Here is a 14753-nt window from a genome sequence, read left to right on the forward strand (position 1 = left end):
CTAAAGCGCCTAAACAATGGCTGCCTAATTGTTACGGCTGACTGGCAGGTGTCTTGATGGACATAAAGCAACTCAAATTCCTGATCGCGCTGGAGCAGACCCGTCACTTCGGCCAGGCGGCTGCGCGCTGCCATATCACCCAGCCGACGCTGTCGATGCGCCTGCGCAATCTGGAGGATGAACTGGGCCTGGAATTGGTCACCCGGGGCCAGCGCTTCGAAGGGTTCACCGAGGCCGGTGAGCGTGTGCTGGCCTGGGCCAGAACCCTGCTCGCCGCCCATGACGGGCTGTTCGCCGAAGCGGCGGCGTGTCGCGGCCAGTTGGTGGGTAACTTGCGCCTGGGCCTGGTGCCGCTCAGCGGTTTCAACCCCATCAGCTACATCCAGGGCCTGTCCCACACCTTCCCGGAACTCAAGTTCAGCCTGACCTCCATGAGTTCGGACAAGATCATCGAAGCGCTGGGCACCAATCAGCTGGACCTGGGGGTGTGTTACCTGGACCACGTAAACTCCAGCTACCTGGATTTTTTCGAACTGGGCGAAACCCGCGTCGGCCTGCTGTACGACACACGTCACTTCCACTTCGAAGGCACCGAAATGAGCTGGGAAGACGCCGCCCAATTGCCCCTGGGAATGATCAGCACGGGCATGCACTATCGAAAGTCCATTGACCTGAGCTTCCGCAGCCGCGGCCTCGCCCCCCAGCCCATGCTCGAAAGCGATTCAACCTATCAGTTGTTCCAGGCGATCCACGAAGGCTTTTGCTGCGCAATCATGCCACTGGACAGCGCCCTGGAAAGCCCAATCGAAAACCTCGCCTTTATCAACCTGCCGGACGCCAGCGTGCTTGCGCCACTGGGCATGGTGATGCGCAAGACCGAACCGCGCTCGGCGATCGCTGAGAAGTGTTTTGCTGAGGCTAAGAGATTGTTTGCTGCCAAAGACGCGGTTTAACGTGTCGGAGCACAGTACCCAATAAGGCGATATACCTTTAAGTAAATCACCGGAAAGCTCCTACAAGTTGGCGTGCATCAGGTGAACTGGCGTGGAATGAATTGTACGGATACGCTTTGGACTACAGCTCGTCTCCCCAAGGTTGAACGAGATCACATAAGCCACCAGACTTCATCGCCCGACTCAACGACAAGGAGGCCATCCATGCAAACGACTTCGCCCAGCCCTCTTGTCGGGGTGGGTCTCTATACCCCTGGCGAGGCATCGTTATATACCGGCATCCCCGCCGCAGACATACGCCGTTGGCTATTCGGCTACAGTGCCAATGGCGTTCAGCATGCCGGGCTCTGGCAATCGGAACTGACAGGCATCAATGATTGCATTCTAGGTTTTCATGACCTGCTCGAAATTCGCTTCGTGCATGCATTTCGCCAGCACGGGCTGAGCTTGCAGGCCATACGCAACGCTTCACGCCAGGCTAGTGAACTGTTCGGCCAGCCCTATCCGTTCACCTGCAAGCGGTTCCAAACAGATGGCCGTAGCATTTTTGCCACTGTGCTGGATGAGACGGGTGACGAGACACTGCTGGACCTGATCAAAAAACAATATGCGTTCAAACAAGTCATCAAGCCCTCGTTGTATGAAGGGATCGATTACACCGGCAAGGGGTCGGCGCAACGCTGGTACCCGGTCAAACGTAGCAAAGCGGTAGTGCTGGACCCTGCCAGAAATTTTGGTAAGCCCGTGCTGACCGGGGCCGGCATTGCTACCGCCGCCATTTTTAATGCGTATGAAGCAGAAGGACGTGACGCCAGGCGCGTAGCCATGCTCTACGAGGTTCCAGCGGCTGCAGTAAAAGCAGCTGTCGAGTTCGAGCAAAGGCATGCTGCTTGAACTTTCTCCTGGATCATAACCTTCCTCCCGCGCTGGCACGTGCCTTGAACGAACTGTCAAAAGTTCACGAACATGGCGTGTTCCCGCTCCGGGATGAATTCCCCCAAAATACCAGCGATATTGCTTGGATATCAGCGCTGCGTGAAGAGGGAGGCTGGGTAGTGATTTCTCAGGATCGTTTTATGAAAGGGCATGCGGAGAAGAAAGCCTTTCGAGATTGCGCACTGCCTATTTTCTGTCTGGCAAAACACTGGAGTGGTGAAAGCTACTGGAGCAAAGCGCACAATCTCGTGCGCTGGTGGCCAGCCATCTTGAAACAAGCGGAGCTGATATGTGGAGGGGCGGCTTTCAGTGTTCCCTGGCGTTTCTCTGCTCCGGGAAAATTCGATCAGATCAAACTGTAAGCCTCATCCAACCGCACAAAACCCCACACTCGTTCACGAATCGTTAAGAAACCCATCCCTATACTGGCGGGCAGCCACGGTCGCTCTTCCGAGCGGTCTCCTGCCCGGTAGCCACCCTAATGACGCGTCCCGTTCCCCTGCTGCTCCTGCTCGTTGCGCTGCTGTTCTTCTTCGCCCTGGATAACCATGAACTGCAAGGTTCCACCGAAGCCCGCGTCTCCGGGATCGCCATGGCCATGCACCTGGATAATGACTGGGTGGTGCCGCGTCTGTTTCGCGAGCCTTTCCTGGAAAAACCGCCGTTGAGTCTGTGGCTGGATGCCGGGGCGATTCGCTTGTTTGGCGCGAGCACTGGGGCTGTGCGCCTGGCGTCAGCCTTTGCTGGATTGTTCAGTGTGATGCTGCTCTACGGGATGCTGCGCCGGTTCGGGCGGCCAACCACGCTGGCGTTCAGCGCTGCGTTGATCCTGGCGACCATGGCCAGCTATTGGGGCAATGTGCGCGGGGTGGGTGAGGATTCGTTGCTCAGCCTGGGCGTGACCGCAGCTTTGTTGGGGTTCTACCAGGCGATGCGCCCCGCGTCCGAACGCCAGGGCTCCGCTGCCTGGGCATGGTCATTGTTTACGGCAGGGATGGTCATCGCGACGTTGAGCAAGGGCGTGCTGGGTCTGGCGATGCCGGGGAGTGTGATATTCGTTTACCTGGCCTGCACCAGCCTGATGGATAAACGCCTGCGCCTTGGCGACTGGCTCAAGCCCGCGCTATTCACGCTGCTGGCCTTGGTGCCGTTGTTGATTTGGCTGGCTTTTTTGTTTCAACGCGGCGGCATGCAGGCCGTCGGTGAGGTGTTGTGGACCAACAGCGTCGGACGCTTCAGCGGCTCGTTTGTCGAAGCCGGGCACTACGAGCCGTTCTACTACTACCTCGCCAAACTGCCCGAGGCCTTCCTGCCGTGGAACATCCTGGTGTACCTGGGCCTGTGGCACTTTCGTAAAAGCCTGGTGCGCAACCGCTACCTCCTGTTTTTCAGCGTATGGCTGGTGGCGCAGTTCACTCTGCTGACACTGGCCTCGAGCAAACGCACCGTCTATTTGATGGCACTGACCCCGGCCGCCGCCGTGCTGGCCGCAGAATATGCGCGGGTGCTGCTGGAGTGGGTGAGAGAGCACAAACCGGCGCTGTACCGCTACCACCGGCGCATTGTCTTCGGCGTGTTCACCCTGGCCATCGCCTGCTACCTCAGCGCAGCCTTCTGGTTCGCGCCCAAAGCTGATGTGCGTCAGTCATTCGTGCCCGTGATCAGTCAGGTCCAGGCACTGCAAGACGAAGGTAGGGAGGTGGCGCTGTACCAACCCAATGAGCGGATCGCCGGCGCCAGCGTGTTCTATCTGCAGGCCTATCTGCCGATTCTGCAGACCGAGCCCCAATTGCGTGCATTTCTCGGCGCCAAACCCGGCAACATTGCGCTGCTGGACCACACGGACCGACTGAATGAGAAAGTGACGGTGATCAAGCAAATGGCGATCAATCGCCAGCCTTACTACTTCGTCGAGCAGTAAGGCGAGCGCGCGCCATCAGTGCTTGGTCAGCTTGTCCAGGTAACCCATGGCAAACGCCGAGACCACGAAGGTCATATGGATGATCACGTACCACATCAGGTGTTGCGGATCGACGTTCTTGGCGTCCATGAAGATACGCAGCAGGTGGATGGAGGAAATCGCCACGATGGACGCCGCCACTTTCATCTTCAGCGACGAAGAGTCCATGGTGCCCAGCCAGTTGAGCTTTTCCTTGTTTTCATCGATATCCAACTGCGAGACGAAGTTCTCGTAGCCGGAAATCATCACCATCACCAGCAGGCCACCGACCAGGGCCATGTCGATCAACGACAGCAACAGCAGGATCACCTCCGACTCCAGCAAGGTGAAAATATTGGGGATCACATGAATGATTTCCTGGAAAAACTTGATCGCCAGGATCAGCAACCCCAGGGATAAACCCAGATAGATCGGCGCCAGCAGCCAGCGCGCGGCATACATCGTGTTTTCGATAAAGCGTTCCATTGAATCTCACACAGCTTGGCTAAAAATGGAGCCGAGTATACCAGCCGCTACCGGGCACCTGTCACCGCGAGAAAACTGACTTGAAGTGGCATCTGTAAGGGCGTTTTTCTGCTAGTGTCGAGACCCTCAACTCGGCTCGATGCTGTCGGACAGGAAGACTCTGATGATGGATGTGCGATCCCCTTTGGCCACTCTCGGCCTGTGCGCGGCGTTGCTGATGACCAGCGGCTGCTCCCCCAAAGAAGAGCAGAAGCAGGCCACCCTCGAAGAGAAAACCAGCCAGTTCGAACAGTCCCTGGACAGCATTCAGGACCCCAAGCTGCGCGACGCCATCGCCGACCTCGGCGGCTCGCTGCTGTTGCTCGAACGTGCACGCCTCAAGCTCGCCGCCAAGCCCATCGAAGCCGAATACGGCGAAGACACGCTGGCCCTGCTCAAGCATTACCCCACACCCCAGGCCTTGGTGGACACCTATATCAACGGCCTGTTCGTACTGCGCAGAGCCTCCCATTCCGACTACCTGACGGATCTGCAGCCGGTCTTCCCGTTCACCTTCAACGCCCCTGACCAGTTCCCCTTTCCCCATGGCCTGGAATGGCAGTCGGTCACCTTGAGCAACAACAAAGTCATTCCCTTCCAGCCGGAATGGTCGGAAACCGACCCCGGCATCCAGCTCAGCCCGAGCAGCTCCAACCTGACCAACCCCGACGACCTGACGGTGACCTACCCGTTCATAGAGGGCATCGAGACGGAAAACAAGAGCCAGCCGCAGCCTGTCAGCCTCAAAGGTGCGATTGAAGTTGCCGCGCCAGGCAAGGTGCTGACCTTCGACCTGTCGAAAAAAGACCTCGGCCACCCGCGCACCGAGGGCAATATCACCCTCAACCTGGTGTCGCTGGACAAGAATTACGCCGAACTCGAACTGACCAACAGCGCGCCCCTGGCCGCCGAGTTGGGCGACGACTCGCCCAACCCACTGCTGGTACAAGCCCGGGACGGCACCGGCCAATTTCTCACCCGCTCAGGCTCGATCAACGAAAATGCCGCGCAAGTGGCGTTCTATGAAAAGCAGCTGGCCGAGATGCAAAAACAAACGGCCTGGTCCGAAGCGTTCGAAAAACACCTCACCGACGCGCAAAAAGACTTCGAACACACACAGAAGAGCCGTTACGCCAAGGTGTACTTCAACGGATTGATCGACACCCTGCAGGTCAATGTGCTGGATTTTTCCAAGACCACGGTGACCCGCAAGGAGCTGGACCTACCCGTGATGCGCTTCGACAAAAACAGCCTGCAACACACCGTGCAACCCTTGCCGATGCCGGTCACGGTGTATGACGACGCGGCGGCCAGCTGGCTCAAAGACGCCGCGATGACGGAAGAACAGTTGAAAAGCAGCGTCACCATCAGCCAGTCCACCGACGACGCCAGTGCCGCGAAAATCGTGTTCGACCACCCTTTCACCTTCAATGACGACCTGGTCGGCGCCGAGCGCAACAACAGCGACGCGCCGATCACGTTTTTCACCGCCGACGATAAAGGCGAGCGCGGCGAACCTATCGAATTGCCCACCGAGGCCTTCGAGATGAATGCGGCGAGCGGCACGCTGACCTACGACCTCAACCTGTTCCCGGAAACCCCGGCGTTTGTGGTCGGCTCGGTGCCCTTGTTCCTCGCCACCATCGAGAAAGCCTCGATTGACACTAGCAAACTGCCCAAAGGCCTGGTGCTCAAGGACAACGCATTGATCGTCGACCAGCGCGCGTTTCCCGCCGACAGCTGGCGCTTCTACGCCAAGGACGGCAGCGGCAACTACCTCAAGGAAATTCTCGGTGTGAGCCACCGCGCCGAGGAATACGGCACGGCGCTGTTTGATGTGCATTATTTTTACGGCCAGCCGACCACCCTGGAAAGCTACCAGCGCACCGACCTCGACACCGTGCAATATGGTTTCGAGGTCAAGCTGGACAAACCGGAAAGCAAATAGCCCGATTACAGGGCCAGTTGCTCCTGGCCGCCGTTGAGTTGGCGCAAATGGGCCTGCAGGTGCAGGCACCAGATCTGCGGCTCATCCAATTGTTCGTAGCCGTGCAGGGTCAGGCTGTCGACGATGGAGCCCAACATGGTTTCTGCCACGAATGGCCCGTGAAACGGGCCTTGGGACTTGACCGTGGAAGGCTGTTCGCCCGACATGCCGGCGGCGAACAATAACGTCCACAACCCGTTTTCCCCGGCGAGGGGGCGAATGGAGCATTCGATACGGGTTTCCAGCCCCAGGCACTGGCGGGTAAGGCAAAGGTTGCGCGGCATGGCGGCGACCCTCGGTAGATCGGCGTTCAGCCCCAGCGCAAAGGCGAGGCTGTTTCTATCCTGCGACTCCTGTGGATATCCCTGATTCTCAGAATAGAATAAAAACGCGACAGACCAAGGTGGTAGGGACCAACGGCATTGGATTGCGAAGGTTCGTCAATTTAATGGCATCCACAAAACTAAATGTGGGAGGGGGCTTGCTCCCGATGGCGGTGGATCAGTCAAAGATACTGAGACTGACACACTGCTATCGGGAGCAAGCCCCCTCCCACATTTTTGATCCCATCAAGCTTCAGGGATCAGGTAGGTTTGGCTTCTGCCAACGCCTGCTGCGCCAGCTCCTTTTCCGCCTCCTTCAGGTCTTCCTCGCTGATCATCTCCGCAATTGCGCGCAAACGTTCCACCACGCGGGCATTGACCGTACCTTCCGGGAACTGCCCCTCAGCGTCCGGCTCGCCGGCATCCTCGCCCACCAGCAGGCTCAACGCTTCATCCGCCTGGCGTACCGCGTAGATATGGAATTGCCCGTCACGCACGGCCTGCAAGACCTTTTCGTCGAGCATCAGCGTGGCCACGTTGGCCTTGGGAATGATCGCGCCCTGTTCACCGGTCAAACCGCGCGCTTCGCACAGGCGGAAGAAGCCTTCGATCTTCTCGTTAACCCCACCCACGGCCTGCACTTCACCAAACTGGTTGATGGAGCCGGTGATGGCAAAGCACTGCTTGAGCGGCGTTTTCGACAAGGCCGAGATCAGGGTGCAGGCTTCGCCCAGAGACGCGCTGTCGCCGTCCACGTAACCGTAGGACTGTTCCAGCGCGATGCTCGCCGAGATCGCCAGCGGGAATTCCTGCGCATAACGGCTGCCCAGGTAACCGGTGAGGATCATCACGCCCTTGGAGTGAATCGGCTGGCCGAGGTTGACCTCACGTTCGATATCGACGATACCGCTGCCGCCGGGGTACACCGTGGCGGAAATCCGCGCCGGTACGCCAAACGCCGAATCACCGACTTCCAGCACCGTCAGCCCGTTGCACTTGCCCACGGCGGCGCCGGCGGTGTCGATCAGGATCACCCCGGCGAGCATGTCGTCGAGAATCCGCGCCGACACGCGCCCGGTGCGCGTGGCCTTGGCCTTGAGCGCGCGCTCGATATGCCCGGCATCGGTCATTTCGTCGCCGGCCAGGTGGCGAATGAAGTCCGCCTCGCTGACCAATTGGAACAAATCGCCAATGCGCGCCGACAAACGGCCCTGATGTTCCGCCAGGCGTGCGCTGTAGGTCGCCAGCCGCGCCACCGCATCCGACGTCAGCGGCGCCATGCCTTCTTCCGAGGTGCGGGTTTTGAGCAACTGGGCGAACTGCTCCAGGCTTTCATCGACCATCGGGATGTCTTCGTCGAAGTCCACCAGCACCCGGAACATTTCCTGGAAGTCCGGATCGGCATCCTGCAACGCGTAGTACAGCTGGCGCGAGCCGATGATGATCACCTTGACCTGCAACGGGATCATTTGCGGGTTGAGCGTGACGGTGGCCAGGCGACCGAGCTCGCCAAGCGGCGACTCCATCTTCAATTTGCGCGATTGCAAGGAACGCTTGAGCGCATCCCACACAAACGGCTCGCTGAGCATTTTTTCCGCTTCCAGGATCAGGAAGCCGCCATTGGCACGGTGCAGCGCGCCTGGGCGCAGCTGGCGATAGGTGGTGTACAGCGCGCCCTGGTCGGTGCTGTACTCGATACGGCCGAACAGGTTGTCGTAGGTCGGGTGCGGCTCGAAGACCACCGGCGCGCCGCCGTTGACCGGATGGCCCACCACCAGGCTTGGGCAGTACTGCTCCTCCAGCAGTTTGCGGGCCTGGGCGTCGGTCTTGGCGTCGTCGACCAATTGCTCGACCACGGTTTTTAGCAGATACACCTGCATGGCCTGCAGATAACCGCAGACGGCGGCGTTTTCTGCGTACTTTTCCGACAACGGTGCGAGCAAAGGCTGCAGGGCCAGGGTGATAGTTTCTTCGTTGAACTGGCGCAGTTGATTGTTCGACTCACGCTTCCACTGCGGCAGGCTCGCCAACTCTTCGTTGAGGCGTTCTTCCAGCTCGGAAATATCCGTGTGGAAACGCTCACGGTCGATTTCCGGCAGCTGCGAGAACTCGGCCTCGTCCAGGGCCTTGCCATCGAGCATCGGGGTAAACGCAATGTTGGAGCTGTCGCGGTACAGCGCCACGTCTTTTTCCAGGGCCAGGCGCTCGATCACGTCCAGGGCCTTGTCGTAACGCTGGTTGAATGCCCGGTCGATGGCGCTTTTGCGCTGCTGATACGTCGGGTGTTCGAAGACGGCCGGGAACGTCGCCACCAGGTTGTCGACCAACCCGTTGATATCGGCGATGAACGCCGCCGCAGCGCCGCCTGGCAATTCCAGGGCGCGCGGTTCGCGCGGCTCATCGAAATTATTCACGTACACCCAGTCCGACGGGGTTTGCAGGCGCTTGCCTTCGGCCCTCAGGTAACGTTTGACGAATGAAAAGCGACCGGTACCGGGTTCGCCCATGACAAACACGTTGTAACCGGGACGTGGCATTGCCACGCCGAACTGCAATGCTTCAACTGCACGTTCCTGGCCAAGCACACCGCGAAAGGGCTCCAGATCATTGGTGGTCGAGAAGCTGAACTGTTCAGCGGAAAAAGGGCGAGTCAGCGCTTCGGGCGCTAGACGCAAGCTGGCAGCAACAGGATCAGGCATCGGGCTTCCTTACATCAGGCGGGGCAGATGGGGGCATTCTGGCTCTCGGTTGCGCGCTCTGGCAAGGCGCGCTTTCGGGAAAGCATAGACAGCACGCGCGGCGTATAAAAAAATCATTCGAGACTGAATGTTTTATAAAAAATCACGGAACCCCGGGAACGTGCCTAAACTCCAAACTGCGCGGGTTGGACTAATAACTGGCCCCTAGGGTGCTGCGAAGCGCCTGAACCCTTGTCCATTGGTTTGCACACAAAGAGAACAAAGCTATGAAACGGATCCTTCTTGGTACTCTCTTCACCGTCGTCTCCCTCAATGCAATGGCAGAAGCACCAGGTGGCCCGAACTGCGGTTGGGGCAACATGTTGTTCGAAGGCCAGCGCGGTACTCCGGCTCACTTCCTGGCCTCCACCACCAACGGCACTTCAGGTAACGCCACCTTCGGCATGACCTCGGGCACCAACGGTTGCAGCACCAACAGTTCCCTGACCTACGGCGGCAAGTCCTGGATTGCCATGAATGGCATGATGAACGAGCTGTCCGAAGACATGGCCAAGGGTAACGGCGAAGCGCTGACTACCTACGCCGTGGTACTGGGCGTGGCGCCGGAAGATCGCGAGCACTTCGCGGCTGTGACCCACGAGCACTTCCAGCAGATCTTCAGCAAGGCTGACGTGACCGCTGACGACGTGCACAACAACACCATTGCCGTACTGAAAAGTGATGCCCGTCTGGCGAAATACGCTACCCAGGCTTAAGCTCGACCCACCCGCGCCTTTCGAGGCGCGGGTTTTGTTTTTCCGACCTGCCCCCCTTGGGTCTTTTTTTCAGTCCGACTTAAGTAGCCCCCATGCTCAAACGCCTCGCTTGCCTGGCTCTCTTCGCCTGCGCCCCGCTGCATGCGGCACCGCACCTCGACGATCAACGTTTGCAGCAACTGGCCAATGACCCGTTCTGGCTGTCGCTGGGCCATTACGAAGCCGGCAAGATCAATGGCTGGCGCAGCTATGTCAGCGACAAGAAATTCTTTCTCGCCGCCGACGGGGCGCATCATCCGGACGCCGAACTCAAGGCCACCGTGGAGGCGTTGTATGCACCGGCCAGTCTGGATGAAAAACACGCCCAATGCGTTTATCCCGCACGCACCCGCTGGCTCAAGGACCAGTTGCAACTGACCGACCTGCCCGCCGTGGACTGCAAGGAATTCAAACAATGGTTCACGGACGTCGCGCCCCACAGCGCGGTGATGATTTTCCCGGCGGCGTACCTCAACAGCCCGTCGTCGATGTTCGGCCACACCCTGCTGCGCATCGACCAGGCTGACGTGCAAAGCAACAACACCGCCCTGCTCAGCTACGCGATCAACTTCGGCGCCTATATCGAAGGCTCGGACAACAGCATTCTGTATGCCTGGAAAGGCCTGATGGGCGGCTACCCCGGCCTGTTCGCGCTGGTGCCCTACCAGGAAAAACTCTCCGAATACCGCAGCCTGGAAAACCGTGACCTGTGGGAATACCGCCTGAACCTCACCGAAGTCGAAACCAAGCGCATGGTCGAGCATGTGTGGGAACTCAAGCAGATCCAGTTCGACTACTTTTTCTTCGATGAAAACTGCTCCTATCGCCTGCTGGAGCTGCTGCAAGTGGCGCGCCCCGGCCTGCGCCTGACCGAGCAGTTCCCGCTGACGGCGATCCCCACCGACACCGTCAAAGCGGTCAAGGAAGCGGGCCTGGTGGAAAAAATCGACTATCGCCCCTCCCGTGAACGCGAACTGCTGGAGCGTGCCAAACCGCTGGACGGCGATGAGCAACAGTGGGCGCTCAACATCAGCGATGACCAGCAGCAATTGCAGGCGCCGGCCTTCAAAGCCCTGCCCCGCGAGCGCCAGGCACTGATCATCGATGCTGCCTATCGCCTCGGCCGCTACCGCGCTAACGGCCTGGAGCGCGATACTGCACGCTCTCAGCGCAGCTTCGAACTGCTGCGTGCGATCAACCAGAACCCTGCGCCCGACCTGAAGATCACCCCGCCCGGCCTGCCGGAGAACGGCCACGAATCGCGCACCTGGCAGGCCGGCATCGGCACCCGCGGCGACAAAGCCTTCGGCGAATACGGCCTGCGCATGGCCTATCACGACCTCAACGACAACGCCGAAGGCTTCCCCTTGGGCGCACAAATCGAAATCCTGCAGATGAAACTGCGCCAGTACGAAGGCAATCACTGGCAGTTGCAGCAACTGGACCTGGCCACCATCCGCTCCCTGACCCCACGCAACGCCTTGCTGCAACCCTGGTCATGGCAAGTCACCGGTGGCCTGGAGCGCGTACCGGGTAAACACGACGACGAAACCCTGGTCGCCCACGTCAACGGTGGCGCAGGCGGTACCTGGCAGTTGAGCGACGACATGCTCGGCTTCGCCCTCGGCACGGTGCGCGTGGAACACAACAATGACTTCAGCGAAGCCATCTCCCCCGCAGCCGGGTTCAACACCGGCGTGTTGTGGAAAAACCCGCTGGGCAACCTGAGCCTGGAAGCCAAGGGCGATTTCTTCACCAATGGCGAAGTGCGGCGCAGCATCAGCCTCAACCAGCAATGGGAACTGTCACGCAACCTGGGCCTGCGCCTGAGCGCCCAGCGCGAGTACAGCCACTTGTCGACACCGGTGAATGAAGTGATGCTCGAAGTGAAGTGGTATCACTACTGACTCAAGCCTGGCGAAGATCAAAATGTGGGAGGGGGCTTGCCCCCGATAGCGGTGGGTCAGCTAGAAATCAGCTGACTGTTAGATCGTTCCCACGCTCCCGCGTGGGAATGCAGCCCGTGACGCTCCGCGTCACCTGTGCGCAGTAATCCAAACGTGCAGCGGTTGGCGGGACGCGGAGCGACCCAGGAGGCATTCCCACGCAGAGCGTGGGAACGATCATTTTGCACAACCCACATCCCGCCGACTCCCCTTTCACATACATCTGACAAATCCCTGACTAGACTTCCCCCTATCAGCCGTAAATCGGCCAGGGAGTACGCCATGTGGCGGTCTGCGCTAATGCTGTCTGTGGTGATGTGGTTGTCGGGTTGCCAGACAACCCATCAGGATTTGCTGGCCAAGGGATATCCGCCGGCCTTTGCCGATGGCTTCGACGACGGTTGCAGCAGTGGTCGCCAGGCCGCTGGGGTGATTACCGGGGAGTTTCGCAAGAACGTGCCCCGCTATCTGAAAGACCGGCAGTACGCCGAAGGCTGGGAAGACGGTTTCCGCCAGTGCAAGGCCATGCGCGAGAACGAGGAGCTGCGGGACTACCAGGACAACCGCAGGGATGACCGCGAGCACGAATGGCAGCAGGAGAAAGATCGCGATGCGGCCAAGGCTTATCGCTCGCAATAGCGCGCCACATTAGAAGCGGACGCAGAGCGTGGGAACGATCGCGCGGTGAACATGGCCCAAGCTCCATTGAGGGAGAACGTCATGAGCCGAGCTTTTGTAAATGAAGACAATGCCGCCGCCCAGGCTGATCAGCCGGTGGAGCGCCAGGTCAGTGCCCAACCCAATCGCTTGACCGCGCAGGGATTGGAGCAGTTGCAGGCCAAGGTTGCGCAGTTGCAGCAGGAATACAGCACCGAATCCGCCAAGGGCGAAAAGGCGGACAAGCAACGCCAGGCCGACCTTGAGCGGGATTTGCGCTACTTCAACCAGCGGGTACAAAGCGCCCAGGTTGTGGCGCCGGCCACTTCTACCGATAAAGTACAGATCGGCAGCTGGGTGACCTTCGCCAACGAGCAGGACGAGCAGCAGCGCATCCAGTTGGTCGGCGAAGATCAGGCCGATGCCAACGCAGGCTTGATCAACTGGGGTTCGCCCCTCGGGCGCGCGTTGCTCGGCGCCCAGGTGGGAGACGAGGTGCTGTGGCAGCGCCCCGTCGGCGATCAGTTGATCGAAGTGTTGCGTATCGAGCCCGGGGTCTAGACGATGCCCTGGGCCAGCATCGCTTCGGCAACTTTGACGAAGCCTGCGATGTTTGCGCCCTTCACATAATTGACCCGGCCATTTTCTTCGCCGTAATGCACGCAGGCATGGTGGATCGACTGCATGATGCTGTGCAGTTTGCTGTCCACCTCGCCGGCGGTCCACAGCAGGCGCATGGCATTCTGCGACATCTCCAGGCCACTCACGGCCACGCCGCCGGCATTCGACGCCTTGCCCGGCGCGAACAGAATGCCTGCCTCGATAAAGATATCCACAGCTTCAAGGGTGGTCGGCATGTTGGCGCCTTCGGCGACGCAGATGCAGCCGTTGCGCAGCAGCGTGCGGGCAGCGTCGGCGTCGAGTTCGTTCTGGGTGGCGCAGGGCAGCGCGATATCGCACGCCAGCGCCCAGGGGCTTTGGCCTTGGCGAAATTCCTGGCCGAAACGCTCAGCCAGTTCGCTGATGCGGCCGCGCTGCACGTTTTTCAGCGCCAGCAGGGCTGACCATTGTTCCTCGGTCAACCCGCTCTCGGCGTACAGGGTGCCTTCGGAGTCCGACAGGGAAATCACCTTGCCTCCCAGGTCCATCACTTTGCGCGCCGCGTATTGCGCCACGTTGCCCGAACCGGAGATTGCCACCCGCTTGCCTTCGACCCGCTGGCCGTCGCGCTTGAGCATTTCTTCGGCGAAGTACACACAACCAAAACCCGTGGCTTCCGGGCGGATCAGGCTGCCGCCGTAGGTCATGCCCTTGCCGGTCAACACCGAGGTGAACTGGTTGCTCAGGCGCTTGTACTGACCGAACAGGAAGCCGATTTCACGGGCGCCCACGCCGATATCACCGGCTGGTACGTCCACGTCGGCGCCGATATGGCGGTACAGCTCGCTCATGAACGCCTGGCAGAAACGCATGACTTCGGCGTCGCTCTTGCCCTTGGGGTCGAAGTCCGAGCCGCCTTTGCCACCGCCCATGGGCAGCGAGGTAAGAGAGTTCTTGAAGGTTTGCTCGAAGGCGAGGAACTTCAGCACGCCCAGGTTCACCGAAGGATGAAAGCGCAAACCGCCCTTGTAAGGGCCAATGGCACTGTTCATCTGGATACGGAAACCGCGATTGACCTGGACCTTGCCCTGATCGTCCACCCACGAAACCCGAAAGCTAATCGCACGTTCCGGCTCGCAGATGCGCTCCAGAATGCCCGAGGTCAGGTAATGGGGGTTGGCTTCAAGAAACGGCCACAGACTGCGCAGGACTTCTTCTACGGCCTGATGGAATTCCGGTTGGTCGGGGTCGCGTTTCTTGAGGCGGGCAAGGAAGGATTCGACGGATTCGTGCATGAAAAGTCTCGGCAAAATGATTGTTGTTAAACAGAGATTGAGCCGGACTTTATCAATTCATTTCGCACCGTGACAGGGCAAAATGTCGCTTTTATGAAT

General features: G+C 59.5%; 13 protein-coding genes. 9 read left to right on the top strand and 4 right to left on the bottom strand.

The features are described from left to right. The first annotated feature begins 56 nt into the window (after positions 1-56). The 4 genes from C4J84_RS22010 (at position 57) to C4J84_RS22025 (ending at position 3810) form a co-directional block, all read left to right on the top strand. On the top strand, positions 57-953 hold the full coding sequence (locus tag C4J84_RS22010) for a LysR family transcriptional regulator (RefSeq protein WP_124364466.1): 897 nt from the start codon (positions 57-59) through the stop codon (positions 951-953). Between the two features lie 204 nt (positions 954-1157). Then, the gene (locus C4J84_RS22015) at positions 1158-1847 is read left to right on the top strand and encodes a DUF433 domain-containing protein (protein ID WP_124436094.1); all 690 of its coding nucleotides are present in this window, start codon (positions 1158-1160) and stop codon (positions 1845-1847) included. Beyond that, positions 1844-2251: a hypothetical protein gene (locus C4J84_RS22020; protein ID WP_124436095.1), complete on the top strand. Its 408-nt coding sequence runs from the start codon at positions 1844-1846 to the stop codon at positions 2249-2251. Before C4J84_RS22015 ends, C4J84_RS22020 begins: the two co-directional genes overlap by 4 nt. 119 nt (positions 2252-2370) lie before the next feature. After that, a complete protein-coding gene (locus C4J84_RS22025; RefSeq protein ID WP_124436096.1) occupies positions 2371-3810 on the top strand; it encodes a glycosyltransferase family 39 protein in 1440 nt (479 codons plus the stop codon). 15 nt (positions 3811-3825) lie between these two features. Here C4J84_RS22025 and C4J84_RS22030 read toward each other — a convergent pair whose 3' ends face one another. Continuing rightward, positions 3826-4314, bottom strand: a complete 489-nt coding sequence (locus C4J84_RS22030) for a TIGR00645 family protein (RefSeq protein ID WP_124364470.1) — start codon at positions 4312-4314, stop codon at positions 3826-3828. Positions 4315-4477: 163 nt separating this feature from the next. Here C4J84_RS22030 and C4J84_RS22035 point away from each other — a divergent pair, with 163 nt between their 5' ends. Then, positions 4478-6301 (top strand): hypothetical protein, encoded by a 1824-nt coding sequence (locus C4J84_RS22035; RefSeq protein ID WP_124436097.1) that lies wholly within the window; start codon positions 4478-4480, stop codon positions 6299-6301. Between the two features lie 5 nt (positions 6302-6306). Here the strand turns inward: C4J84_RS22035 and C4J84_RS22040 are convergent, their stop codons facing one another. Both C4J84_RS22040 and C4J84_RS22045 read right to left on the bottom strand, forming a co-directional pair. Next, a complete protein-coding gene (locus C4J84_RS22040; protein WP_124368408.1) occupies positions 6307-6624 on the bottom strand; it encodes a hypothetical protein in 318 nt (105 codons plus the stop codon). 299 nt (positions 6625-6923) lie between these two features. Then, a complete protein-coding gene (locus C4J84_RS22045; RefSeq protein WP_124436098.1) occupies positions 6924-9362 on the bottom strand; it encodes a Lon protease family protein in 2439 nt (812 codons plus the stop codon). 266 nt (positions 9363-9628) lie between these two features. Between C4J84_RS22045 and C4J84_RS22050 the strand changes: the two genes are divergently transcribed. The 4 genes from C4J84_RS22050 (at position 9629) to C4J84_RS22065 (ending at position 13320) form a co-directional block, all read left to right on the top strand. Continuing rightward, the gene (locus C4J84_RS22050) at positions 9629-10117 is read left to right on the top strand and encodes a DUF3015 domain-containing protein (protein WP_124364474.1); all 489 of its coding nucleotides are present in this window, start codon (positions 9629-9631) and stop codon (positions 10115-10117) included. Positions 10118-10209: 92 nt separating this feature from the next. After that, positions 10210-12063 carry a DUF4105 domain-containing protein gene (locus tag C4J84_RS22055; RefSeq protein WP_124436099.1) on the top strand — a complete coding sequence of 618 codons (1854 nt, stop codon included), beginning with the start codon at positions 10210-10212 and terminating at the stop codon, positions 12061-12063. Positions 12064-12384: 321 nt separating this feature from the next. Further along, the gene (locus C4J84_RS22060) at positions 12385-12741 is read left to right on the top strand and encodes a hypothetical protein (RefSeq protein ID WP_124436100.1); all 357 of its coding nucleotides are present in this window, start codon (positions 12385-12387) and stop codon (positions 12739-12741) included. Between the two features lie 81 nt (positions 12742-12822). Then, positions 12823-13320 (top strand): GreA/GreB family elongation factor, encoded by a 498-nt coding sequence (locus C4J84_RS22065; protein ID WP_124436101.1) that lies wholly within the window; start codon positions 12823-12825, stop codon positions 13318-13320. On the opposite strand, the gene gdhA is transcribed toward C4J84_RS22065, so the two are convergent. After that, on the bottom strand, positions 13317-14654 hold the full coding sequence (gdhA, locus tag C4J84_RS22070) for an NADP-specific glutamate dehydrogenase (RefSeq protein WP_124436102.1): 1338 nt from the start codon (positions 14652-14654) through the stop codon (positions 13317-13319). The genes C4J84_RS22065 and gdhA overlap by 4 nt on opposite strands. Between the last annotated feature and the right edge of the window lie 99 nt (positions 14655-14753).

The organism is Pseudomonas sp. R11-23-07 (genome assembly GCF_003852295.1).
Taxonomy (GTDB): domain Bacteria; phylum Pseudomonadota; class Gammaproteobacteria; order Pseudomonadales; family Pseudomonadaceae; genus Aquipseudomonas.